This is a genomic window from Pseudenterobacter timonensis (assembly GCF_900021175.1).
Classification (GTDB): domain Bacteria; phylum Pseudomonadota; class Gammaproteobacteria; order Enterobacterales; family Enterobacteriaceae; genus Enterobacter; species Enterobacter timonensis.
On the sequence record NZ_FCOP01000010.1, the window covers coordinates 562,984 to 585,928 of the forward strand.

Here is a 22,945-nt window from a genome sequence, read left to right on the forward strand (position 1 = left end):
CTTTTTCCCGCTATTTCGTACCTTCAAATCACGTATAGCTGTTCGGGTAAAATAACGATGAGTTCAATATATCCCTCTTCCCTGACGCAAGGTGCGCTTCGCGATACCCGGCGTATGAATATGTTTGTTTCTGTGGCGGCGGCGGTTGCCGGGCTGCTTTTTGGCCTTGATATCGGCGTGATTGCCGGAGCGCTGCCGTTTATTACCGATCACTTTAGCCTGAGCAGCCGTCAGCAGGAGTGGGTGGTGAGCAGCATGATGCTGGGCGCGGCGCTGGGCGCGCTGTTTAACGGCTGGCTGTCGTTCCGTCTGGGTCGTAAATATAGCCTGATGGTGGGAGCGGTACTGTTTGTGGCGGGCTCCATCGGCTCGGCCTTTGCCGGTAACGTCGAGATATTGCTGCTTTCACGCGTACTGCTGGGCGTGGCGGTGGGGATCGCCTCGTATACCGCACCGCTCTATCTTTCTGAAATGGCGAGTGAGAACGTGCGCGGCAAGATGATCAGCATGTATCAGCTGATGGTAACGCTCGGTATCGTGCTGGCATTTTTATCCGATACCGCGTTCAGCTATACCGGTAACTGGCGCGCCATGCTCGGCGTGCTGGCGCTGCCCGCACTGCTGCTGATTGTGCTGGTGATTTTCCTGCCGAACAGCCCGCGCTGGCTGGCGCAAAAAGGGCGTCACGTGGAGGCGGAGGAGGTGCTGCGGATGTTGCGCGATACCTCGGAAAAAGCCCGGGAGGAACTGAACGAGATCCGCGAAAGCCTCAAGCTGAAGCAGGGCGGCTGGTCGCTGTTTAAAGTCAACCGCAACGTGCGCCGTGCGGTCTTTCTCGGCATGCTGCTGCAGGCGATGCAGCAGTTTACCGGGATGAACATCATCATGTATTACGCGCCGCGCATCTTTAAAATGGCGGGCTTTACCACCACCGAGCAGCAGATGATCGCCACGCTGGTGGTGGGGCTGACCTTTATGTTCGCCACCTTTATCGCGGTCTTTACCGTGGATAAAGCGGGGCGTAAACCGGCGCTGAAAATTGGCTTTAGCGTGATGGCGCTCGGCACCCTGATTCTGGGCTACTGCCTGATGCAGTTTGATAACGGCACCGCCTCCAGCGGCCTCTCGTGGCTGTCGGTAGGGATGACGATGATGTGTATTGCGGGTTATGCGATGAGCGCCGCGCCGGTCGTCTGGATCCTCTGCTCTGAAATTCAGCCGCTGAAATGCCGTGACTTTGGTATCACCTGTTCCACCACCACCAACTGGGTGTCGAACATGATTATCGGCGCTACCTTCCTGACGCTGCTGGACGCCATTGGCGCGGCGGGCACCTTCTGGCTCTACACGGCGCTTAACGTCGCCTTTATTGGCGTGACGTTCTGGCTGATCCCGGAAACCAAAGGGGTGACGCTGGAGCATATTGAACGCAAGCTGATGGCGGGGGAGAAGTTACGCAACATCGGTGTGTGATTTTAAAGCCGGGTGGCCTTCGCTTACCCGGCCTGGGTGAACTACGATACCTTGTAGGCCGGGTAAGGCGAAGCCGCCACCCGGCTTTGTTTTTACCGCATCGCACGTCGCAAAATACGCTCCGCCTGGCGCTGGAAATCCGCCGCCGTCTCTTCCACGGTTTTCTGGCCGTAGTCGATATACTGTAATGAGGTGCCAAACTGCGCCACGATCTGCGGATCGTCAAAGTAAGGGGAGACGGAGAGCTTCGCCGGCAGCGACTGCGCCAGACGCAGACCCGCCACGGAAGGATCGTCCTCTTTAATGGTGCCATCTTCCGTCAGATACTGTACCGCGGCCTTGCTCAGCGGCACGCCGCGCTCCAGCCCCAGAGTATCGACCCCCTCTTTGCTGTTCAGCAGGAAGTTAACCAGCTTCGCCGCCGCCTGCGGATTTTTAGTCGATTTACCAATGGAGAGCATCTGCGCCGGTTTAAAGAAGAGGCCCGCGTCGGTTGCCCCTTCCAGCATCGGATAGCTGCCCAGCTCCAGCTTCGCCGGCGGCTTCAGGTTATCGGAATATTTTGTGATGGTGGAGTTCCACATGTAGGTGCCGCCCCATTCGCCCTGGATCCACGGCTTCATCTCATACATGTTGCTCTTGCCAAAGGAGGCATAATATTTGGTGTCCGGCATCACGTGGCTGTCGATAAGCTTCTTGTACATCTGGAAAAACTCGACCCACTGCTCCTTGCTGTAAGAAAACTTCTTCGTTTTCTCATCCACCGCCGGGATATTGTATTTCTGAACCATGTACGAGTTCAGCAGCGCCAGGGTGTCCTGATGCTCCAGGATGACCGGGTAGTACTGCTTGCCGAGCTTGCTCTCGAAGGTTTTCCCCGCCGCCAGCAGTTCGTCCCAGCTTTTCGGATAGGCGATGCCCGCCTTTTTCCAGGTCTCATCGTTATAGTAAAAGACGCGGGCGGTCACGGAGACAGGAATACCGTTGAGCTTGCCGTTGATGGTGGTGGTTTGCAGCTCTTTCGGATCGAATTGCGTTAAGTCGATTACATCCTTCAGTTTGTTCAGGTCATAAAAGCCTTCGCCGTTCTTCGAGAAGATCGGCAGCCAGTTCCAGTTGGTCTGCATCACGTCGGGCTCGGTACCGCCCGCGATCTGGGTGGTCAGGCGCGAAAGATGGCCGTCCCAGCCGGTATATTCCGCCTTCACGTTAATATCCGGATTCTGCTTGTGGAACTCTTCCAGCGCCTTCAGGGTGACCTGATGACGTCCGTTGCCGCCCCACCAGGACATCCGCAAATCCACATCCTGCGCCATCGATGGCAAAGCGGTCAGACCGAGGGTAGCGGAGATGGCTGCGCTTAAAAGCACTTTTTTCATTTTTATGACTCCATTAAAGAGAGATGTTCTGCTCAGTTTTCGCGTCAAAAATATGACACTTATTCATATCGAACCGGAAATAGACCTTGCGATGTAGTCCCTTTTCAATCAAGGGCTTAGCTTCATCAGAAGGAATGCGGGCGGTCAGCTCGTAGTCGGCGACTTTTAGATAAACAAAAAATTCATGGCCCATGTTTTCGACCCGGACCATCTCACCGCTGCAACCGCCCTCTGCAAAGGGGGTGTCCGACAGCGAGACAAACTCCGGGCGAATGCCGTAGAAAATCTGCTGGCCGCGGTGGCTTGCAACCTTCTCCTGTAAACGGGGGCCGAGCGGCATGGTTTCGCTGCCGATGGTAAGCGCCTGGCCGCCCTCCAGCTCTACGAGCTGGCTGGAGCGAATATTCATCTCCGGCGCGCCGATAAAGCCCGCGACAAACATATTTTTCGGCTTGTGGTAAAGGTTGTCCGGGGTGTCCACCTGCATGATGTGACCCAGCTTCATCACGCAGATGCGATCGCCCATGGTCATCGCTTCCGTCTGGTCGTGGGTAACGTAGACGGTGGTTGCCGGTTTCCCCGACTGCTTCAGCTGCTTGTGCAGATCGGAGATGCGGATACGCATGGAGGCACGCAGCTTGGCGTCGAGGTTTGACAGGGGTTCATCAAACAGGAACACGTCCGGTTTTTTCACAATCGCGCGGCCAACCGCCACACGCTGGGCCTGACCGCCGGAGAGCTGGCGCGGCAGGCGATCGAGCAACTCTTCCAGCTCAAGGATCTTCGCTGCCTCATTCACCTGCGCATCAATCTGCTCCTTCGGCAGCTTGCTCAGCTTCAGGCCAAAGGCCAGATTTTCACGCACCGTCATATGCGGGTAGAGGGCATAGTTCTGGAACACCATCGCGATGCCGCGCTCTTTGGGGGCAAGGTTATTGACGACCTTGCTGCCGATACGTACCTCGCCGCCGCTGATGGTCTCCAGCCCGGCCAGCATGCGCAGGGTGGTGGATTTGGCGCAGCCCGACGGCCCGACAATCACCATAAACTCCCCTTCGGCGATGGAAAGATCGATAGCATGTACCGCTTTGAATCCGTTGGAGTAGACCTTTTCCAGTTTGTTGAAAATGACTTCAGCCATGGTATTTCCCTCTTAACCTTTAATTCCGCTGCTGGTCACGCCCTGTACGAAGTAGCGCTGTGCCAGGAAGAAGACGATGATGGATGGCAGAATGGAGATGCTCGCCATTGCCAGAATTTCGTTCCACGGCGCCCCTTCGGTGACGTCGATGGACATTTTGAGCGCCAGTGCGATCGGGTATTTATCCACGCTGTAGACATAGATCAGCGGCCCGATAAAGTCGTTCATCGACCACATGAACTGGAACAGGGCGACAGAGATAATCGCCGGCTTCAGAATGGGCACCACCACATACCACAGCACCTGGAAAGAGTTGCAGCCGTCGATCTGCGCCGCCTCTTCCATGTCGCGCGGGACGCCGCGCAGAAACTGAATCAGCATAAAGACGAAGAACCCCTGCGTGGCGAAGGCCAGCGGCAGATAGAGCGGCATATAGCTGTTCAGCATCCCCATTTCGCGGAACATCAGGTACTGCGGGATCAGCAGGACGGTGCTCGGCAGCAGCATGGTGGCGATAAGGGTGGCGAACCAGAACTTCTTCCACGGGATCTCGAAACGGGCAAAGCCGTAGGCCACGATGGTGGAGGAGATAATGGTCAGAATGACTTTCGGGATCACATACTTGAAGGTGTTCAGCATGTAATGGCCGAAGGTATATTCAGTGCCGGTTTTCCAGCCGTTGATAAAGCCATCCCAGGTGGCGTGCGCGGGCCACAGGCTGAGCGTGGTGAAGATCTCATGGTTTGGCTTAAACGACGCCGAGAACATCCACACCAGCGGATAGAGCATCAGCAGGCCCACGATAAGCAGGATGACGTAACGGATGGACGCGTTAATCTTTTCCCGGCGCAGCGTGCGGGCGACTTCATGTTCCGCCACGCTTCTCGCCGTAGAGAGCTGTTGAATATCAGCCATTTTTGCCTCCCTTATCGGCAGAGTAAAAGACCCAGTATTTCGATGACTTAAAGGCTATTGCCGCAAAGACTGCCACCACCAGGAAGAGGATCCACGCCAGCGCCGCGCCGTATCCCATGTCAAAATATTTGAATGCCGTATCGTAGATGTAGAGCGAGAAGAGGTAGGTGGAGTAGGTGGGGCCACCGCCGGTTATCACATATGGGCCGGTAAATTCCTGGAACGCCTGGGTGGTCTGCATAATGAAGTTAAAGAAGATCACCGGGGTAATCAGCGGCACGGTTACTTTCATAAACATCTGCCATTTAGAGGCGCCGTCGATCATCGCCGCTTCATATTGCGACTGCGGGACGTTCTGCAGCGCGGCGAGGAAGATGACCATCGCAGAGCCAAACTGCCAGACGCGCAGCAGCGTAACTGACATCAGCGCCAGCGACGGCTCGCCCAGCCAGTTCACCGGATCAAAGCCAAAGACGCCGATAAAGCTGTTGAGCAGACCATCAATGGCAAACAGCGCGCGCCACAGAACGGCGATCGCCACGGAGCTGCCGAGAATGGAGGGGATATAATAGGCAGTGCGGAAAAAGCCGATGCCGCGCAATTTAAAATTAAGGACAAACGCAATGCCCAGCGCAAACGCGAGCTTGAGCGGGATGGTTAAAAAGACATAGGCAAAGGTCACGCCCATCGATTTCCAGAAGAGGGTATCTTCGGTAAACATGTAGCGGTAGTTCTCTATGCCGTTAAAGACCGGCGGGCTCATCAGATCGTAATCAGTAAAACTGAGAAAGAACGATGAGACAAAGGGGAAGGCGGTAAAGAGTATCAGCCCGATGATATAAGGCGATATCCAGGCCAGCCCCAGCAGTTTGTTTTCATTCATACATACCTACCTGGTAATCAATGGTTAAAACGGAATCTGCTTGCGGTGCCACGCTGCAGGCGTTGTCACAACGCCTGCAGGCAAAGTCGTATGCCAGGTGTAACGGCCTCTCCATTTACCTGTTGATAAATAAACTGTTTGATGAGCAATTCAGGGCTGGTTCGGCACCATTTTAAAACAGCTGAACTGCTGTTCTTGATTACTAAAACATCGTTTTATTTTATTTTATTGCTATTTGTTACCGCGTCATTCGCTAAATGGTGGAAATGTGATCAGAGTCGAAACGCTGTTTCAATATGGTGAGGTGGGCGGCATTTTTCACCTTCGGCGATCGATTTTTCACCAAAAGCCAGCGGGAAGGAAAGGAAAGTGCAGCGGATGTAACGGGGGTTTTATAAACTTTGCGGAATACTACTAATGTTTGTAGTGCCTCAACAATTTGTAATAAGTTGCGTTCAGATAATTCTTAACTTCTTGTATTATGCCCGTTCACTCAGGCCTCGCGCCACGAACAGCACGTAACTGTGATAAGAAGAACTGGTATGTCAGCGATGGATTTCAAGAAAAAAACGGAACTGGATTTTGCCCACTACGTCCCGCCTGCGGTACATCACGCTAAAGAGATTGACTTGCTCAGGTTACTGGAACTCCTGTTCGCCGCGAAAAAGCGCATTGTCGCCATCGTCTTCGCCTTCGCTGTGGCGGGTTTAGCGATTGCCCTGATGATGCCGCAAAAGTGGACCAGTAAAGCGGTGGTCACGCCCGCTGAGCAGACGCAGTGGAACGATCTGCAGCAGATGCTGGTGGCGCTGCAGGTGCTGGATGTCGGCGCGGGCGTTGACCGTGGCGACACTTTTAACCTGTTTATCAAGAAGTTCCAGTCTCAGTCGCTACTTGAAGAGTACATGAAATCTTCCCCTTACGTGATGGCGCAGCTTGAGAACGCGGAGGTTGATCCGCTGGAGCTGCATCGTGCCGTCGTCAACATCGCTGAAAAAATGAAAGCGCAAGATAACGCCGCGGCAAAAGATGCTGACAAAATGCCCTACACCTCCTGGACGCTGAGCTTTACCGCCCCCACGGCGGAAGATGCGCAGGTGGTGCTGAACGGCTATATCGACTATATCGCCAGCATTGTGCAAAAAGAGACGATGCTCAATATTCGTAACGTGCTGGCGCTGAAGACCCGTATCGAGAAAGAGCGCCTGGAGCTGGATCGCGTGCGGCTCACCAACGCCCACAACACCAATATGCAGCGCCTCAACTACTCGCTGGAAGTCGCTAACGCGGCGGGCATTAAGAAGCCGGTCTACAGCAATGGCCAGGCGGTAAAAGATGATCCGGACTACTCCGTGGCGCTGGGGGCTGACGGTATCGCCGAGAAGCTGCGCATTGAGAAGTCGTTAAAGGATATCTCGGAGCTGAATGCCGACTTCCAGAACCGTCAATACCATCTGGCGCAGCTGGAGAAGTTGTCGGTGAACAACGTCAAGTTTGTGCCGTTCAGCTATCAGCTTTCGCCTTCGCTGCCGGTGAAAAAGGATGGCCCGGGTAAAGCGCTGATCGTCATTCTGGCGGCGCTGGTGGGCGGTATTCTGGCCTGCGGCGGCGTGCTGCTGAGAGAGGCAATCGACTCCCGTCAGCCGCTGCCGGAACCGGTACTGGAATAAATCAGGCAGGACAACAAAGGCGGCTTAACGGCCGCCTTTTGCATTATTTCAGAAAATCTTCCCGCACCGGCGTAAAGGTATCCAGCAGGGTGCCGGGCTTGAGGCAGACGCAGCCGTGCATAACGCCAGGCTTTTTATAGAGCGTATCGCCTTTGGTCACGATATGTTTTTCCTCGCCGATGGTAAATTCAAACTCGCCCGAGAGCACGTAGGTCAGCTGTTCATGCGGGTGATTATGCAGCGGGCCGACCGCCCCCTCTTCAAAATTAACCTCGACGGCCATCATCTTGCCGTCATGCGCCAGAATACGTCGCGTGACGCCGTTGCCCAGATCTTCAAGCGACGTCTCTTTGTGAAAAATAAACATGATAGCGTCCTGTTTTATAGTGAAACAATGTTTCATTTAATTTATCGCAGCCCTGAATAAAAGAAAATGGCAGCGCAAATAAGTGGAAACAGGATCACAAGTTTGTTTCACTGGGGAAAACCATTAAGGAGCGACCATGAAAACAATCGGCCTGTTGGGCGGCATGAGCTGGGAGTCAACTATTCCCTATTACCGCCTGATCAATGAAGGGATAAAAGCGCGTCTCGGTGGCCTGCATTCGGCGAGCCTGATCCTGCACAGCGTGGATTTTCATGAAATTGAAGCCTGCCAGGCCAGCGGCGACTGGGACAAGGCGGGCGAGATACTGGCCGGGGCCGCGGCAGGATTAGAGCGGGCAGGCGCCGAGGGGATCGTCCTCTGTACCAACACCATGCATAAGGTGGCCGCGCAGATAGAGGCGCGCTGCCCGCTGCCGTTTCTGCATATCGCCGACGCCACCGGTCGGGCGATTACCGCCGCCGGAATGGACCGCGTGGCGCTGCTGGGAACGCGCTACACCATGGAGCAGGATTTTTACCGGGGTCGGCTGCGCGAGCGGTTTGCCATTGACTCTCTTATTCCCGATACCGAGGAGCGGGAGCGTATTAACCGGATCATTTTTGAAGAGCTCTGTCTTGGCACCTTCAGCGACGCCGCCCGCCACTACTATCTGCAGGTGATAGCGGGGCTGGCGAAGCAGGGGGCACAGGGCGTTATCTTCGGCTGTACGGAGATCGGGCTGCTGATCCCCGCCGCGGAAAGCCCGATCCCGGTTTTTGATACCGCCGCCATTCATGCCGCCGACGCGGTGGCTTTTATGCTCTCCTAACGCTGTAGCAGATCGGGAAGGCGCTGCACCACCTGCCGCGCCTGTGCGGTAAGGTGGGCGGTAAAGGCCTCCACCAGGGAGGAGCTGGGGCGGTGCCGGGGGCGAACCAGGCTCACGGTAAAGGGGACGCTGACGCTGAACGGGCGGATGACGATATCGCTGGCGTAGTCCATCGCCGTCAGGGGATTTACCACCGCGATCCCCACTCCCGCCCGCGTCAGCGCGCAAATCGACGCGGCGCTGTGGGTCTCCACCACCATCCGCCGCTTCACCTGATGTTCCGCAAACAGCGAATCGAGCAGATGCCGGTAGCTGTCGCTCTGCGACAGGCTGATATAGTTTTCGCCATGAAAATCGGCGGGGGTCAATACGCTTCTGGCGGCCAGCGGATGGCCCTTCGGCAATACGCAAACTTCATCCAGGGTAAGCAGCTCGGTGCGTACGGTTCCCGCAGGCGTTACCCGCGTTTCGGTCAGGCCTAAATCGTGACGCTGCGCGGAGAGCCACTCCTCCAGCAGCGGCGACTCCTGCGGCACGATGGTGAGGTTCACCTCCGGGTAGCGTGCCAGAAACGGCTGGATCAGCGGCGGCAAAAAGGACTGGGAAAAGACCGGCAGACAGACAACCGACAGCTCTCCCTGACGAAACTCCCGCAAACTCTCCGCCGCGCTCAGGATCCGATCCAGCCCGTACCAGGAGCGTTGTACCTCTTCAAACAGCCGCAGCCCCTGAACGGTGGGGTGCAAACGCCCGCGCGTGCGCTCAAACAGCGTCAGCCCCAGTACCTTTTCAAAACGCGCCAGCTCGCGGCTTACCGTCGGCTGGGAGGTGTGCAGCATCTGCGCCGCTTCGGTCAGATTACCGGCGGTCATCACCGCGTGAAAAATTTCAATATGGCGTAGATTAACGGCGGGCATAGGACACCTGTTAAATGACAAAGCCATATCATTTTTGCATAGACTGACGACAAAACGATATTTTTTATCGCATGAACTCTGTGGCGTAATGAGGAAAATGATTTTACGGAGATAGCCATGCCTCGCCCGCTCAACAGTACTGATACCGATCTGAACGCCACGAACCTGCTGCGCCTGCCCGCCGAATTTGGCTGCCCGGTCTGGGTCTATGATGCGCAGATCGTGCGCGATCGCATCGCGGCCCTGCACCAGTTCGACGTGGTACGGTTCGCCCAGAAAGCCTGTTCGAATATCCACATTCTGCGCCTGATGCGCGAGCAGGGGGTGAAGGTCGACTCCGTTTCACTGGGAGAGATCGAACGCGCCCTGGCGGCGGGCTACGATCCGCAGAGCGACGCCGATGCCATTGTCTTTACCGCCGATCTGATCGACGAGGCGACGCTTGCGCGGGTGCGAGAACTGCAGATCCCGGTTAACGCCGGATCGGTGGATATGCTGGCGCAGCTTGGCGAAGCGTCGCCTGGCCATCGCGTCTGGCTGCGCGTTAACCCCGGCTTTGGTCATGGGCACAGCCAGAAAACCAACACCGGCGGCGAAAACAGCAAGCACGGCATCTGGCACAGCGATCTGCCCGCGGCGCTGGAGGTAATTAAGCGCTACGGCCTGAAGCTGGTGGGCATTCATATGCATATCGGCTCCGGCGTGGATTATGGTCATCTGGAACAGGTGTGCGGCGCGATGGTCAACCAGGCGATCGCCTTCGATCAGGATCTGGAGGCGATCTCAGCAGGCGGCGGGCTGTCGATCCCTTACCGTGAAGGGGAGGAGGCGATCGATACCGATCATTACTACGGTCTCTGGAGCGCGGCGCGTGACAAAATCGCCGCTCACCTGGGCCATCCGGTGAAGCTTGAACTTGAGCCGGGCCGTTTTCTCGTGGCCGAAGCGGGCGTGCTGGTCGCCCAGGTGCGCAGCGTAAAAGAGATGGGCAGCCGCCACTTCGTGCTGATTGATGCAGGGTTTAACGACCTGATGCGCCCCTCCATGTATGGGAGCTACCACCACATCAGCGTTCTGCCGGCGGATGGCCGCGACCTGAGCCAGGCGCCGCTTATCGACACCGTGGTGGCCGGGCCGCTGTGCGAATCGGGGGATGTCTTTACCCAGCAGGAGGGCGGTAAGGTCGAAACGCGTGCGCTGCCGCAGGTGATGCCGGGCGACTATCTGGTGTTGCACGACACCGGCGCCTACGGCGCGTCAATGTCCTCCAACTACAACAGCCGCCCGCTGCTGCCGGAAGTGCTGTTCGATCGTGGCGAGGCGCGACTGATCCGCCGTCGCCAGACCATCCAGGAGCTGATCGCGCTGGAGCAGTTATAAGGTCAGGTAGGGTCCCGTCGTCACCGAATCACGCAGAACCAGCGTGCCGGTGAAGGGCGGGATCGGCTCGATCGGCTGGCCGCTCGCCAGCCGGATCGCCTGATCGATTGCGGTCGTGATCATATTGTCGATCGGCAGATAGACAGTCGAAAGGGCAGGTTCGAGCCATTTCGCGCTCGGGGCGTCGTCAAAACCAAACAGCGAAATATCTTCAGGAATACGCAGCCCCGCCTGGTGCAACGCTTTTGAGGCGCCCAGCGCCATATCATCATTGCAGGCAAACAGCGCGCTAAAAGTCGCCTTTTCGTTAAGCAGCGCCTGACACAGCTCATACCCCCGCGTCATGCCGGCATCACCATACTTTACCCGCCTGTCATCCCACGGAATGCCATGCTTTTCCAGCGCCTGCCGATAGCCCGCCAGACGCGCTTTACCGGTGGGGGTATGAATGGGAACGGTGATACAGGCGATCTCGCGGTGGCCCTGACCTATCAGGTAGTCAACGGCCCTGAAAGCCGCCTCCTGCTGCTCGAAAAAGACGCAGCGATCCCGCGCCTGGCTGACATCGCGGTTTATCACGATAAGCGGCATCCTGACGCTGTGGATAAGCGACATAATCGCCTTTTCGCTCATGTAGCGGGTATAGAGGATAATGGCGTCGCACTGCCGGTCGGCCAGCATCTGCACCGCCTCTTCTTCACGCGTCGGGGTGTTGTGCCCGTCGGTGACAATCAGCTGTTTGCCGTGGGTTTCCGTCTGGCGCGACGCCTGCTGTAAAAGGCGGCCAAAATAGAAACCATCAAAAGTAGAGACAACCAGACCAATGCTGTTGCTCGTTCGGTTTGCCAGCGAGCGCGCCAGAAAGTTCGGGCGATACCCCAGCTCCTCCATCGCGTTAAAGACCTGCTGACGCGTGCTCTCTTTTACCTGACCCGTGCCGTTCAGCACGCGCGAAACGGTGGCTTTAGAGACGCCCGCGCGCAGTGAGACATCCAGCATCGTTACCATTCGTCATTCCTGATTTACGTCATCGAATGCAGTTTAACACAGACCTTCAGTACCATAAGCGGGGCGGGGAGAGGAAAATCCCATCACGATCACGGTTTTTAGCAACGCCTTCGCGGTTTCTTCGTTACGCATCGCGGCGGGAGGGGGCAAAAAGAGGAGCCGCAGCACGGCTCCGCGCCGGGGTTATTCGTTCTCTGAGTCCGGGGGGGCCACTACCGAGTGGCGGCGCACCAGCGTCGGGCTGAAAAGGTGGGTAATCTCTGGCGGCGGCCTTTTCTCCGCCAGCGCCAGCGCCAGCTCCGCTGCCTGCGTCGCCATCGTCACGATAGGGTAGCGAACGGTGGTCAGACGCGGGCGTACGTAGCGCGACACCAGCACATCATCAAAGCCAATCAGGGAGATTTCCGCCGGCACCTCTATACCGTTATCGTTCAGCACCCCCATCGCGCCGGCGGCCATCGAGTCGTTATAGCAGGCGACGGCGGTAAAATGGCGGCCGCGGCCCAGCAGCTCGGTCATCGCCTGCTCGCCGCCGCTCTCATCCGGTTCACCGTAGGTGACGAGCCTGTCGTTACAGGGCAGACCATTTTCACGCAGGGCGTCGTAGTAGCCCTTAAGGCGATCCTCCGCGTCGGAAATCTGGTGATTGGAGCAGAGATAGCCGATGCGGGTATGCCCCTGCTGGATCAGATGGCGTGTGGCGAGCCACGCGCCGTAGCGATCGTCCAGCGCGACGCAGCGCGTCTCGTAGCCCGGAATAATACGGTTGATCAAGACCATGCCGGGGATCTGATTCATCAGATGCAGCAGTTCGGCGTCGGAGAGCACCTTGGCGTGCACCACCAGCGCGGCACAGCGGTGGCGAATGAGCTGCTCGATCGCCTGCCGCTCTTTTTGTTCGCTGTGGTAGCCGTTGCCGATCAGCAGAAAATTGCCCGTCTGGTAGGCCACCTGTTCCACCGCTTTTACCATCGCGCCAAAGAACGGGTCGGAGACGTCGCCCACCACCAGACCCACCGTTTCGGTTGACTGCTGGGCCAGCGCCCGGGCGTTGGCATTGGGATGGTAGTTCAGGGACTCCATGGCACTGATGACGGCCTGACGTGAATTATCGCTGGCTTTCGGCGAGTCGTTAATTACGCGCGAGACGGTCGCGACGGAGACACCCGCCAGCCGGGCCACATCTTTTATTGTCGCCATTTAGGACCTTCTTCAGGGTAAGCGTTTACACACCTCATAGTGTTGCGGAAAAGCGAGGCCCATTCAAGGGTCGCGCGCGGGCGCTTTTCTCAAACGTGACGCAGAACAGGGGAAGAGAAGGGCGGCGTTACACGGCGAAGCATGTCTGAATAATGTCAAACGGAATCTTTGGTTACACTTTGCCTCAGGCTGTTGCGTTTATGCGCTGGTGGGGGGCGGCGGCCCATTGATACAGTCGAGATCCCAGAGGTATTGATAGGTGAAAATCAACCCTGAGTTGATTAACACAAATTACACCAGCCTGCGTTTATACGCAGGTTTTTTTTTGCCGTTACATCAATGTGTAACAGCTATACAGAATAGACATACCTCGTTGCACTTCGGTTCATTCCCTTGCGTTTTCCCGCTGGTGCACGGCAGGGGCGAGAGCCACAATCAAGATCCCAGAGGTATTGATTGGTGAGAATTCTTGGTACGGATTCGTACTCATCTCTTGCACCAACCTGCGCGGATGCGCAGGTTTTTTTTCGCCCTCATTTTAGCTGTCGCCCCTCCTGCGCTTCTCGTGTAATCTGCCAACATTCAATGTCAGCCGACGACAGGCAAAGGGAGTTGAAATGCTTTTTGGGTTTTTTCGTACGCTTTTTCGCGTACTTTTTCGTATCCAACTGACTGGCGATACCCGGGCGTTACGCGGCGAGCGCGTGATGATCGTGCCTAATCACGTCTCGTTTATCGACGGGATCCTGCTGGCACTCTTTTTGCCGGTACGCCCGGTGTTTGCGGTCTATACCTCTATCAGCCAGCAGTGGTATATGCGCTGGCTCGCGCCGCTTATCGATTTTGTACCGCTCGACCCCACGCGCCCGATGATGATTAAACATCTGGTGCGGCTGGTGGAGCAGGGGCGTCCCGTTGTGATTTTCCCGGAAGGGCGAATCTCCGTTACCGGGTCGCTGATGAAGATTTATGATGGCGCAGGCTTTGTGGCGGCCAAATCGGGCGCGACGGTCGTGCCGCTGCGCATTGAAGGGGCGGAGCTCACTTACTTTAGTCGCCTGAAAGGCCTGGTCAAACAGCGCCTCTTCCCCCGCATCACCCTCCATCTTCTTCCCCCGACGCAGCTGCCGATGCCGGATGCGCCGCGCGCCCGCGAACGCCGCAAAATCGCCGGGGAGATGCTGCACCAGATCATGATGGAAGCCCGTATGGCGGTGCGCCCCCGCGAAACGCTTTACGAATCGCTGCTCAGGGCGCAATCCCGCTACGGCGCCGGTAAGAACTGCATAGAAGATATTAACTTTACGCCGGATAGCTACCGCAAGCTGCTGACCAAGACTCTCTTTGTCGGACGTATCCTTGAGAAATACAGCCAGCAGGGCGAGAAGATTGGCCTGATGCTGCCTAACGCTGGCATCAGCGCAGCGGTGATTTTCGGTGCCGTCTCTCGCGGGCGTATCCCGGCGATGATGAACTACACCGCCGGAATAAAAGGGTTAAGCAGTGCCATTACCGCCGCGCAGATCAACACTATCTTCACCTCCCGGCAGTTTCTGGAAAAAGGCAAACTCTGGCATCTGCCTGAGCAACTTACCCAGGTGCGCTGGGTCTTTCTGGAGGATCTGAAAGCTGACGTCACGCTCGCGGACAAGCTGTGGATTTTCGCCCATCTGCTGGCGCCGCGTCTGGCGCAGGTGAAACAGCAGCCGGAAGATGATGCGGTGATCCTCTTTACCTCCGGCTCGGAAGGCCACCCGAAAGGAGTGGTGCATAGCCACAAAAGCCTGCTGGCGAACGTAGAGCAGATCAAAACCATCGCCGACTTTACCGCCAATGACCGCTTTATGTCGGCGCTGCCGCTGTTCCACTCTTTCGGCCTGACCGTGGGACTTTTCACGCCGCTTCTGACTGGGGCGGAAGTCTTTCTTTACCCCAGCCCGCTGCACTATCGCATGGTGCCGGAACTGGTGTATGACCGTAACTGTACCGTACTGTTTGGTACCTCCACCTTTCTGGGCAACTATGCCCGTTTTGCCAACCCGTACGACTTTTACCGTCTGCGCTACGTGGTGGCGGGGGCTGAAAAGCTCCAGGAGAGCACCCGTCAGATCTGGCAGGATAAATTTGGCCTGCGCATTCTGGAAGGCTACGGCGTGACCGAATGCGCGCCGGTAGTCTCCATCAACGTGCCGATGGCGGCGAAACCCGGCACGGTCGGGCGTATTCTGCCGGGCATGGATGCCCGCCTGCTGGCGGTGCCCGGCATTGATGAGGGCGGGCGCCTGCAGCTTAAGGGGCCAAACGTGATGAACGGCTATCTGCGGGTGGAAAACCCGGGCGTGCTGGAGCGGCCCACGGCGGAAAATGTCAACGGCGAAATGGAGCCCGGCTGGTATGACACCGGGGACATCGTGCGATTTGATGAGCAGGGCTTTGTGCAGATCCAGGGGCGCGCCAAACGGTTCGCCAAAATCGCGGGCGAAATGGTCTCGCTGGAGATGGTCGAACAGCTTGCCACCGCGGTCTCGCCCGACAAAATGCACGCCACGGCGATCAAAACCGATGCGATCAAAGGGGAGGCGCTGGTGCTCTTTACCACCGACAGCGAGCTTAAGCGGGAAAACCTGCTGCAGCATGCCCGCGCCAGCGGCGTGCCGGAGCTGGCGGTGCCGCGCGATATCCGCTATCTCAAACAGCTGCCGCTGCTTGGCAGCGGTAAGCCCGATTTTGTCACGCTAAAAAGCATGGTTAATGAGGCGGAGCAGCCAGATGCGTGAGTCAGTACACACTAACGTTTCACTCTGGTCGAAGGGAATGGTGGCGGTCACCGCCGCGCAGTTCCTTTCGGCGTTCGGAGATAACGCGCTGCTCTTTGCCACGCTGGCACTGCTGAAAGCGGAGTTTTACCCCGACTGGAGCCAGCCGATCCTGCAGATGGTGTTTGTGGGCGCTTACATCGTGTTTGCCCCCTTTGTCGGCCAGGTGGCGGACAGCTTCTCTAAAGGGCGGGTGATGATGTTCGCCAACGGCCTCAAGCTGCTGGGGGCGGCTAGCATCTGCTTCGGCGTTAATCCGTTTGTGGGCTATCTGCTGGTGGGGATTGGCGCGGCAGCTTATTCGCCAGCGAAGTACGGCATCCTCGGGGAGCTGACCACCGGCGATAAGCTGGTTAAAGCGAATGGGCTGATGGAGTCCTCAACCATCGCTGCGATCCTGCTGGGCTCGGTGGCGGGCGGCAAGCTGGCCGACTGGCATGTGCTGGCGGCTCTGGCCTTTTGCGCGGTGGCCTATGGCGGCGCGGTCATCGCTAACCTCTTTATTCCGAAGCTTCCCGCGGCCCGTCCCGGTCAGTCATGGCGTTTCACTCCGATGACCGCCAGCTTCTTCAGCGCCTGCCGCGTGCTGTGGCGCAACGGCGAAACTCGCTTCTCGTTGATGGGCACCAGTCTTTTCTGGGGGGCGGGCGTCACGCTGCGCTTTTTGCTGGTGCTGTGGGTGCCGGTGGCGCTTGGACTTACCGACAACGCCACGCCGACCTACCTGAATGCGATGGTGGCGGTAGGGATCGTCGTCGGGGCGGGCGCCGCCGCGAAGCTGGTGACGCTGGAGAGCGTGGCCCGCTGTATGCCCGCCGGGATCCTGATTGGCGTGGTGGTCACTTTCTTCTCCTTGCAGCACGCGCTGCTCCCTTCTTACGCGTTGCTCGTTCTGGTGGGGATCCTGGGCGGGTTCTTCGTGGTGCCGCTCAACGCGCTGCTGCAGGAACGCGGTAAACAGACCGTTGGCGCCGGTAACGCGATTGCGGTGCAGAATCTCGGTGAAAACACCGCCATGCTTTTGATGCTGGGAATCTTTTCGCTGGCTATTAAGGCAGGGGTATCGGTGGTGGGGACAGGGATCGGATTTGGTGTGCTGTTTGCGCTGTCGATTGCCGGTCTGTGGATCTGGCAGCGTCGCCGCTAGTCGCAATGGCCCAGCGGCGCTCTGCCGCCGGGCATCTTCTGTTACGGTGCCGGATAGGTATAGACCTGATGCACCGCTTCAATCTCCTCTAATACCGCTTCGCTTAAGGTCAGATTAAAACTGTCGATATTGGTTTTAAGCTGTTGAAGCGTTGTCGCGCCCAGCAGGGTGCTGGCGACAAAGGGCTGGCGGCGGACAAAAGCCAGCGCCATCTGGGCCGGATCGAGGCCGTGGCGTCTGGCGATATCCACATAGGCCGCCACCGCTTTTTGCGTCTGTTCGCCGCTATAGCGGGTGAAACGACTAAACAGCGTATTTCGCGCCCCGGCGGGTTTCGCGCCGTTAAGGTATTTCCCGGTGAGGGTGCCAAAACCGAGGCATGAGTAGGCCAGCAGCTCCACCCCCTCATACTGGGAGACTTCCGCCAGGCCCACCTCGTAGCTGCGGTTCAGCAGGCTGTAGGGGTTCTGAATGGTGACGATGCGCGGCAGATCGTGTTTATCCGCCAGATGCAGGTAACGCATCACCCCAAACGCCGTCTCGTTGGAGACGCCAATATAGCGAATTTTACCGGCGCGCTGGCACTCTGTTAACGCTTCAAGGGTTTCAAGCAGGCTAACCACCGGCGCGCTGTCGCTCCAGCTGTATCCCAGCTTGCCAAAACAGTTGGTCGAACGCTGCGGCCAGTGAACCTGGTAGAGATCGAGGTAGTCGGTTTGCAGGCGCTTAAGGCTGGCATCCAGCGCTTCGCGAATATTTTTGCGATCCAGGATCTGGTTTGAGCGGATACCGTTGTCATTGTTGCGCGCCGGGCCGCTCACTTTGGAGGCGATAACCAGCTTTTCGCGGTTGCCGCGTTTTGCCAGCCAGTTGCCGACATAAGTTTCGGTTAGTCCCTGCGTTTCAGGGCGCGGCGGCACCGGATACATCTCGGCGACGTCGATAAGGTTAATGCCCTGGCTGACGGCGTAGTCCAGTTGAGCATGCGCATCGGCTTCGCTGTTTTGTTCACCAAACGTCATCGTGCCCAGCCCTAACTGGCTGATTTCCAGCGTGCTGAGGGGAATACGGTGATAATGCATTGCCAGCTTCCTTAATAAGAAGGATTTTAGGGTCTATAAACATGGCAGAGGGGAGAGAAAAGGGGAAGAGGAAAAGAGAAAAAGGTCAGCAAGCGGCTGACCTGGAAAATATTAGCGTTCGATAATCTGGGAAACGTCGTCGCGGTTAATCTGCATTTTATTGCCCTGCAGATCTTCATAGCTGACCAGGCCGGTATCATCATCTACCTGGGGTTTACCGTCGGTCAAAATCATACGGCCATCTTTGGTTGCCATGACGTAGTCGCTGCTACAGCCTGAAACGACACACGCTAAACCCACCGCTGAGATTAAGACTGCCCATTTTTTCATCGTTATTGTCCTCACCTGGCTTATATTCAAACAGAGTGTAGTAATAACCCGATATGCGGTGATGAGAAAGTAGTTAAATCTTAAAAAACGGCAATTTATGTTTGATATCACACACTCTTCGTATGAAATTATGTTTTTATCAGGAAATGTCGGGCCAATAATGCGCCGGTGAAGTTCTTTTTCAGATAAAAACCGCGGGGCAGCGTCAGTATCGGTTCGCCGTGCGCGCCGATGGCCTCGGTCAGCGCTTTGCTGTTGGCGGCTTTCGGACGCAGCTGTAACACCTCCCCGTGGCGCGCGGTGATGCGCTCAACCTGGCCCAGCACAATCATATCCATCAGCTCTTCCCAGTCCTGGCTGAGCTGGCGCTCCTCCTCTTCATTAGGGCTCCAGAGCAGGGGCGTGCCAACGCGCCGGTCCGCCAGCGGGATCTGCCGCTCACCTTCTACCGGCACCCAGAGTACGCGTCTGAGCTTGTGGCGCACGTGGCTGCTCTCCCAGGTGACGCCGCTGTTGCCGGTCAGCGGCGCTACGCAGACGAATGTCGTCTCCAGCGGCCTGCCCAGGCTGTCGATCGGGATCGTTTTTAACTCTACGCCAAGCGCGGCAAAATCCTGTTCCGGTTTGCTGCCAGCGCTGGCGCCCAGCCAGCGCTCCAGCAGAACGCCGATCCAGCCTTTATCACGCCGGAGATCCAACGGAACCGGCAGACCTGCCAGCGCCGCCAGTTCGCCCAGCGTATACCCCGCCAGCCGCTGCGCCTGGTGCAGCAGCTGCGCTTCAGTCGTGGGAGGAGAGAGGAGGGGAGCAAGCGGAAGCATAGACGATCTCTTTGGTTAAAAATTAAGCAATGAAAAGCGGCCTTGTGGACAGAGTTTATCTTTTTCTGAACAGCTGTGACAGCGCTATGATTTACATGGTTTTTTCGGAGATTTCTCAGCGCCTTTTTTCCCACAACAACGGGTTGTTCAAATCTGGTCACTGACAATGAACAGGATCTTACACCATGTTATCCACAGAAAAATGGGATAACTGGGAATAACCCCCACTACTGGTTTGATTTACAGCCTTGACGTGGGACGAAAATCGAATTTTCAGACAAATTGTGCCTAACTTATTGGCACAATCTGTGGATAAAACCGACGTTGCTCGATCTTTCATCACTACAACGATCCCTGATGTGATGGAGGTCACATTAAACCACTAAAGGCGAAATAAAATCTGTCTAACCTTATGAAATATAGCGCTTTGATTTTACGTTCTTGTCTGTGGGAAAATGTGTTCACAAGGGTTGTCCATCGCTAATTCCATACTTTTTCACAAGTATATCCACAGAAAAGGTGAATAAAATCGAGTCTGGAGGGGCTTATCTGTTTATAACTCGGCTGATAATTGTGAGTTATTCAATTGTTATCCGGTTATGGCGCGGTAAGAGAGTGGTTTACCGCCTCCCTGGAGTGTGAAACAATCATTTATATATAAAGTTTAGTTTGGGGTAGTCCGGTGATTGATGACGATGGCTACCGCCCGAATGTCGGTATCGTAATTTGTAATCGTCAGGGTCAGGTAATGTGGGCAAGACGATATGGTCAACACTCGTGGCAGTTCCCGCAGGGCGGGATTAACCCGGGGGAGTCCGCAGAGCAGGCGATGTACCGGGAGCTGTTCGAAGAGGTCGGTTTACACCGCAAGGATGTGCGTATCCTTGCTTCGACCCGCAACTGGTTGCGTTACAAATTACCGAAACGTTTGGTGCGTTGGGACACAAAGCCGGTATGTATCGGCCAGAAACAAAAATGGTTTCTTCTGCAATTGGTGAGCAACGATTCGGAAATTAATATGCAAACCAGCAGTACGCCAGAATTTGATGGCTGGCGCTGGGTGAGCTATTGGTATCCCGTTCGTCAGGTCGTGTCTTTTAAACGCGATGTTTACCGCAGGGTGATGAAAGAATTTGCTGGCGTCGTGATGGCGCTTCAGGAGACCACTCCGAAGCCGCAAAGCGCGCCAGCCTGGCGACGTAAAAGAGGTTAAGCTACGCACATCATGCTCACCCGCCTGCGAGAAATAGTAGAAAAGGTGGCCAGTGCGCCGCGTCTGAACGAGGCGCTGAACATTCTGGTCACCGAGATCTGCCTTGCGATGGAAACGGAGGTCTGCTCGGTCTATCTGGCCGATCACGACAGGCGTTGTTACTACCTGATGGCGACCCGCGGCTTAAAAAAGCCGCGCGGGCGTACCGTTGCGCTCGCCTTTGATGAGGGTATCGTCGGTCTGGTAGGGCGGCTGGCAGAGCCTATCAACCTTGCCGACGCGCAAAAGCACCCCAGCTTTAAATATATCCCGTCCGTAAAAGAAGAACGCTTCCGCGCCTTTCTGGGGGTGCCGATTATTCAGCGGCGCCAGCTCCTGGGCGTGCTGGTGGTACAGCAGCGTGAGCTGCGCCAGTATGATGAAAGCGAAGAATCCTTCCTCGTTACGCTTGCCACCCAGATGGCGGCGATCCTCTCTCAGTCTCAGCTTGCCGCGCTGTTTGGTCAGTTCCGGCATACCCGGATTCGGGCGCTTCCTGCCTCGCCGGGGGTGGCTATTGCCGAAGGCTGGATGGATGCCACGCTGCCGCTGATGGAGCAGGTCTATGAGGCCTCTACGCTCGACACCTCCCGCGAGCGCGAGCGGCTGACCGGCGCGCTGGAAGAGGCGGCGGGGGAGTTTCGTCGTTACAGCAAGCGTTTTGCCGCCGGCGCGCAGAAAGAGACGGCGGCAATCTTCGATCTCTATTCACATCTGCTCTCAGATGCCCGCCTGCGGCGCGAACTTTTCTCTGAAGTTGATAAAGGTTCGGTTGCAGAGTGGGCGGTTAAGAAGGTCATTGAAAAGTTTGCCGAGCAGTTTGCCGCCTTAACGGATGGCTACCTGAAAGAGCGGGCGGGCGATCTGCGTACGCTCGGCCAGCGACTGCTGTTCCATCTGGATGATACCGTTCAGGGTGCCAATGCCTGGCCTGAACGCTTTGTGCTGATAGCGGATGAGCTTTCCGCGACGACGCTTGCTGAGCTGCCGCAGGACAGGCTGGCAGGCGTCGTGGTCCGCGACGGCGCCGCGAACTCCCACGCGGCGATCATGGTTCGTGCGCTTGGCATTCCCACGGTGATGGGGGCCGATATCCAGCCTTCGGTGCTCCACCGGCGCACCGTAGTGGTGGACGGCTATCGCGGCGAGCTGCTGGTCGATCCTGAGCCGGTGCTGCTGCAGGAGTACCAGCGTCTTATCAGCGAAGAGAACGAGCTGAGCAAACTGGCGGAGGATGACGTTAACCTGCCCGCCCAGCTGAAAAGCGGCGAGCGGGTGAAGGTGATGCTCAACGCGGGGCTGAGTCCTGAACATGAGGAGAAGCTCGGCAGCCGTATTGACGGTATCGGCCTTTATCGTACTGAAATTCCCTTTATGCTGCAGAGCGGCTTCCCCTCGGAAGAGGAGCAGGTGGCGCAGTATCAGGGAATGTTGCAGATGTTCAACGATAAACCGGTCACGCTACGCACCCTTGACGTCGGGGCGGATAAGCAGCTGCCTTACATGCCGATCAGCGAAGAGAACCCCTGTCTTGGCTGGCGCGGGATCCGCATCACCCTTGATCAGCCGGAGATCTTCCTGATCCAGGTGCGTGCCATGCTGCGCGCCAACGCGGCAACCGGGAATCTCAGTATTCTGCTGCCGATGGTCACCAGCCTTGATGAGGTTGACGAAGCGCGTCGCCTCATCGAGCGTGCCGGACGAGAAGTGGAGGAGATGATTGGCTACGCTATCCCGAAACCTCGTCTGGGGGTGATGCTGGAAGTGCCGTCAATGGTCTTTATGCTCCCGCAGCTGGCCAGTCGCGTCGACTTTATCTCTGTCGGCACCAACGATCTGACCCAGTACATTCTGGCGGTGGATCGTAACAACACGCGGGTGGCGAATATTTACGATAGTCTCCATCCGGCTATGCTGCGGGCGCTGGCGATGATCGCCCAGGAGGCGGAGCGTAATGGCATCGATCTGCGCTTATGCGGTGAGATGGCGGGGGATTCCATGTGCGTCGCGCTACTCATCGGGCTGGGTTATCGTCACCTCTCCATGAATGGCCGTTCGGTGGCGCGTGTAAAATATCTGCTGCGCCATATCGACCATGCGGATGCACACGCCCTGGCGACGCGCTGCCTTGAGGCGCAGATGGCCGCCGAGGTACGCCACCAGGTCGCCGCCTTTATGGAGCGCCGCGGTATGGGCGGTCTTATCCGCGGCGGTCGTTAACCTCGCTCTTCTGCCTTCAGTAAGAGTAAAAGCCCTCCTCTGGCTCGGTCTGTTCCCTCTCCCCTGCGGGGAGAGGGCCCCCTCCGGGCTTATACACATCTTTTACATCACAGCG

General features: G+C 56.9%; 19 protein-coding genes and 1 pseudogene. 8 read left to right on the forward strand and 12 right to left on the reverse strand.

Annotated features, from left to right (window positions below):
* Nucleotides 1-57: 57 nt before the first annotated feature.
* Nucleotides 58-1,473 carry an arabinose-proton symporter AraE gene (gene araE, locus BN3796_RS05140; RefSeq protein WP_061707303.1) on the forward strand — a complete coding sequence of 472 codons (1,416 nt, stop codon included), beginning with the start codon at nucleotides 58-60 and terminating at the stop codon, nucleotides 1,471-1,473.
* A 92-nt stretch (nucleotides 1,474-1,565) separates the two neighbouring features.
* On the opposite strand, the gene BN3796_RS05145 is transcribed toward araE, so the two are convergent.
* From BN3796_RS05145 to BN3796_RS05160, 4 genes are read right to left on the reverse strand one after another with little or no spacing between them, the layout of a single operon-like run.
* Nucleotides 1,566-2,852, reverse strand: a complete 1,287-nt coding sequence (locus tag BN3796_RS05145) for an ABC transporter substrate-binding protein (RefSeq protein ID WP_061707304.1) — start codon at nucleotides 2,850-2,852, stop codon at nucleotides 1,566-1,568.
* 13 nt (nucleotides 2,853-2,865) lie between these two features.
* Entirely contained in the window at nucleotides 2,866-3,993 is a 1,128-nt protein-coding gene (locus BN3796_RS05150; protein WP_061707305.1) for an ABC transporter ATP-binding protein, read from the reverse strand.
* A gap of 12 nt (nucleotides 3,994-4,005) precedes the next feature.
* The gene (locus BN3796_RS05155) at nucleotides 4,006-4,908 is read right to left on the reverse strand and encodes a carbohydrate ABC transporter permease (RefSeq protein ID WP_061707306.1); all 903 of its coding nucleotides are present in this window, start codon (nucleotides 4,906-4,908) and stop codon (nucleotides 4,006-4,008) included.
* Entirely contained in the window at nucleotides 4,901-5,791 is an 891-nt protein-coding gene (locus BN3796_RS05160; RefSeq protein ID WP_061707307.1) for a carbohydrate ABC transporter permease, read from the reverse strand. Before BN3796_RS05160 ends, BN3796_RS05155 begins: the two co-directional genes overlap by 8 nt.
* A gap of 542 nt (nucleotides 5,792-6,333) precedes the next feature.
* Between BN3796_RS05160 and wzz(fepE) the strand changes: the two genes are divergently transcribed.
* Complete coding sequence (gene wzz(fepE), locus BN3796_RS05165; RefSeq protein WP_061707308.1) at nucleotides 6,334-7,461, forward strand: LPS O-antigen length regulator Wzz(fepE); 1,128 nt, start codon at nucleotides 6,334-6,336, stop codon at nucleotides 7,459-7,461.
* A 43-nt stretch (nucleotides 7,462-7,504) separates the two neighbouring features.
* On the opposite strand, the gene BN3796_RS05170 is transcribed toward wzz(fepE), so the two are convergent.
* On the reverse strand, nucleotides 7,505-7,828 hold the full coding sequence (locus tag BN3796_RS05170; RefSeq protein ID WP_061707309.1) for a cupin domain-containing protein: 324 nt from the start codon (nucleotides 7,826-7,828) through the stop codon (nucleotides 7,505-7,507).
* A gap of 136 nt (nucleotides 7,829-7,964) precedes the next feature.
* On the opposite strand from BN3796_RS05170, the gene BN3796_RS05175 reads away from it, so the two are divergent.
* Entirely contained in the window at nucleotides 7,965-8,657 is a 693-nt protein-coding gene (locus tag BN3796_RS05175) for an aspartate/glutamate racemase (protein ID WP_061707310.1), read from the forward strand.
* On the opposite strand, the gene BN3796_RS05180 is transcribed toward BN3796_RS05175, so the two are convergent.
* Nucleotides 8,654-9,574: a LysR family transcriptional regulator gene (locus tag BN3796_RS05180; RefSeq protein ID WP_061707311.1), complete on the reverse strand. Its 921-nt coding sequence runs from the start codon at nucleotides 9,572-9,574 to the stop codon at nucleotides 8,654-8,656. The two genes, BN3796_RS05175 and BN3796_RS05180, sit on opposite strands and share 4 nt — an antisense overlap.
* A gap of 117 nt (nucleotides 9,575-9,691) precedes the next feature.
* Between BN3796_RS05180 and lysA the strand changes: the two genes are divergently transcribed.
* Complete coding sequence (lysA, locus tag BN3796_RS05185; RefSeq protein ID WP_061707312.1) at nucleotides 9,692-10,954, forward strand: diaminopimelate decarboxylase; 1,263 nt, start codon at nucleotides 9,692-9,694, stop codon at nucleotides 10,952-10,954.
* On the opposite strand, the gene BN3796_RS05190 is transcribed toward lysA, so the two are convergent.
* Nucleotides 10,949-11,962 carry a LacI family DNA-binding transcriptional regulator gene (locus BN3796_RS05190; protein ID WP_061707313.1) on the reverse strand — a complete coding sequence of 338 codons (1,014 nt, stop codon included), beginning with the start codon at nucleotides 11,960-11,962 and terminating at the stop codon, nucleotides 10,949-10,951. The two genes, lysA and BN3796_RS05190, sit on opposite strands and share 6 nt — an antisense overlap.
* Nucleotides 11,963-12,145: 183 nt before the next feature.
* Nucleotides 12,146-13,162, reverse strand: a complete 1,017-nt coding sequence (galR, locus tag BN3796_RS05195) for an HTH-type transcriptional regulator GalR (RefSeq protein ID WP_061707314.1) — start codon at nucleotides 13,160-13,162, stop codon at nucleotides 12,146-12,148.
* Between the two features lie 617 nt (nucleotides 13,163-13,779).
* On the opposite strand from galR, the gene aas reads away from it, so the two are divergent.
* Nucleotides 13,780-15,939, forward strand: coding sequence for a bifunctional acyl-ACP--phospholipid O-acyltransferase/long-chain-fatty-acid--ACP ligase (gene aas / locus BN3796_RS05200; protein ID WP_061707315.1), 2,160 nt, complete (start codon nucleotides 13,780-13,782; stop codon nucleotides 15,937-15,939).
* A complete protein-coding gene (lplT, locus tag BN3796_RS05205) occupies nucleotides 15,932-17,125 on the forward strand; it encodes a lysophospholipid transporter LplT (protein ID WP_061707316.1) in 1,194 nt (397 codons plus the stop codon). The genes aas and lplT overlap by 8 nt, the downstream gene beginning before the upstream one ends.
* 41 nt (nucleotides 17,126-17,166) lie before the next feature.
* Here the strand turns inward: lplT and BN3796_RS05210 are convergent, their stop codons facing one another.
* The 4 genes and pseudogenes from BN3796_RS05210 to BN3796_RS20935 all read right to left on the reverse strand — a co-directional run.
* On the reverse strand, nucleotides 17,167-18,207 hold the full coding sequence (locus tag BN3796_RS05210; RefSeq protein ID WP_061707317.1) for an NADP(H)-dependent aldo-keto reductase: 1,041 nt from the start codon (nucleotides 18,205-18,207) through the stop codon (nucleotides 17,167-17,169).
* Between the two features lie 111 nt (nucleotides 18,208-18,318).
* Nucleotides 18,319-18,537, reverse strand: a complete 219-nt coding sequence (locus BN3796_RS05215; RefSeq protein ID WP_061707318.1) for a YgdI/YgdR family lipoprotein — start codon at nucleotides 18,535-18,537, stop codon at nucleotides 18,319-18,321.
* 128 nt (nucleotides 18,538-18,665) lie between these two features.
* Entirely contained in the window at nucleotides 18,666-19,358 is a 693-nt protein-coding gene (gene mutH / locus BN3796_RS05220) for a DNA mismatch repair endonuclease MutH (protein ID WP_061707319.1), read from the reverse strand.
* A 153-nt stretch (nucleotides 19,359-19,511) separates the two neighbouring features.
* Nucleotides 19,512-19,586, reverse strand: a pseudogene (locus tag BN3796_RS20935) (hypothetical protein); the annotation flags it as partial.
* A gap of 454 nt (nucleotides 19,587-20,040) precedes the next feature.
* Here BN3796_RS20935 and rppH point away from each other — a divergent pair.
* Entirely contained in the window at nucleotides 20,041-20,571 is a 531-nt protein-coding gene (rppH, locus tag BN3796_RS05225) for an RNA pyrophosphohydrolase (RefSeq protein WP_061707320.1), read from the forward strand.
* A 12-nt stretch (nucleotides 20,572-20,583) separates the two neighbouring features.
* The gene (ptsP, locus tag BN3796_RS05230) at nucleotides 20,584-22,830 is read left to right on the forward strand and encodes a phosphoenolpyruvate--protein phosphotransferase (RefSeq protein ID WP_061707321.1); all 2,247 of its coding nucleotides are present in this window, start codon (nucleotides 20,584-20,586) and stop codon (nucleotides 22,828-22,830) included.
* Nucleotides 22,831-22,945: the final 115 nt, after the last annotated feature.

Bases quoted from the DNA above. Each gene is read 5' to 3' on its own strand.
- lysA (WP_061707312.1), top strand. From the start codon at position 9,692: ATGCCTCGCCCGCTCAACAGTACTGATACCGATCTGAACGCCACGAAC.
- BN3796_RS05155 (WP_061707306.1), bottom strand. From the start codon at position 4,908: ATGGCTGATATTCAACAGCTCTCTACGGCGAGAAGCGTGGCGGAACAT.
- BN3796_RS05190 (WP_061707313.1), bottom strand. From the start codon at position 11,962: ATGGTAACGATGCTGGATGTCTCACTGCGCGCGGGCGTCTCTAAAGCC.
- BN3796_RS05180 (WP_061707311.1), bottom strand. From the start codon at position 9,574: ATGCCCGCCGTTAATCTACGCCATATTGAAATTTTTCACGCGGTGATG.
- BN3796_RS05145 (WP_061707304.1), bottom strand. From the start codon at position 2,852: ATGAAAAAAGTGCTTTTAAGCGCAGCCATCTCCGCTACCCTCGGTCTG.
- ptsP (WP_061707321.1), top strand. From the start codon at position 20,584: ATGCTCACCCGCCTGCGAGAAATAGTAGAAAAGGTGGCCAGTGCGCCG.
- BN3796_RS05175 (WP_061707310.1), top strand. From the start codon at position 7,965: ATGAAAACAATCGGCCTGTTGGGCGGCATGAGCTGGGAGTCAACTATT.
- lplT (WP_061707316.1), top strand. From the start codon at position 15,932: ATGCGTGAGTCAGTACACACTAACGTTTCACTCTGGTCGAAGGGAATG.
- BN3796_RS05150 (WP_061707305.1), bottom strand. From the start codon at position 3,993: ATGGCTGAAGTCATTTTCAACAAACTGGAAAAGGTCTACTCCAACGGA.
- galR (WP_061707314.1), bottom strand. From the start codon at position 13,162: ATGGCGACAATAAAAGATGTGGCCCGGCTGGCGGGTGTCTCCGTCGCG.
- BN3796_RS05210 (WP_061707317.1), bottom strand. From the start codon at position 18,207: ATGCATTATCACCGTATTCCCCTCAGCACGCTGGAAATCAGCCAGTTA.
- aas (WP_061707315.1), top strand. From the start codon at position 13,780: ATGCTTTTTGGGTTTTTTCGTACGCTTTTTCGCGTACTTTTTCGTATC.
- BN3796_RS05170 (WP_061707309.1), bottom strand. From the start codon at position 7,828: ATGTTTATTTTTCACAAAGAGACGTCGCTTGAAGATCTGGGCAACGGC.
- BN3796_RS05215 (WP_061707318.1), bottom strand. From the start codon at position 18,537: ATGAAAAAATGGGCAGTCTTAATCTCAGCGGTGGGTTTAGCGTGTGTC.
- BN3796_RS05160 (WP_061707307.1), bottom strand. From the start codon at position 5,791: ATGAATGAAAACAAACTGCTGGGGCTGGCCTGGATATCGCCTTATATC.
- mutH (WP_061707319.1), bottom strand. From the start codon at position 19,358: ATGCTTCCGCTTGCTCCCCTCCTCTCTCCTCCCACGACTGAAGCGCAG.
- araE (WP_061707303.1), top strand. From the start codon at position 58: ATGAGTTCAATATATCCCTCTTCCCTGACGCAAGGTGCGCTTCGCGAT.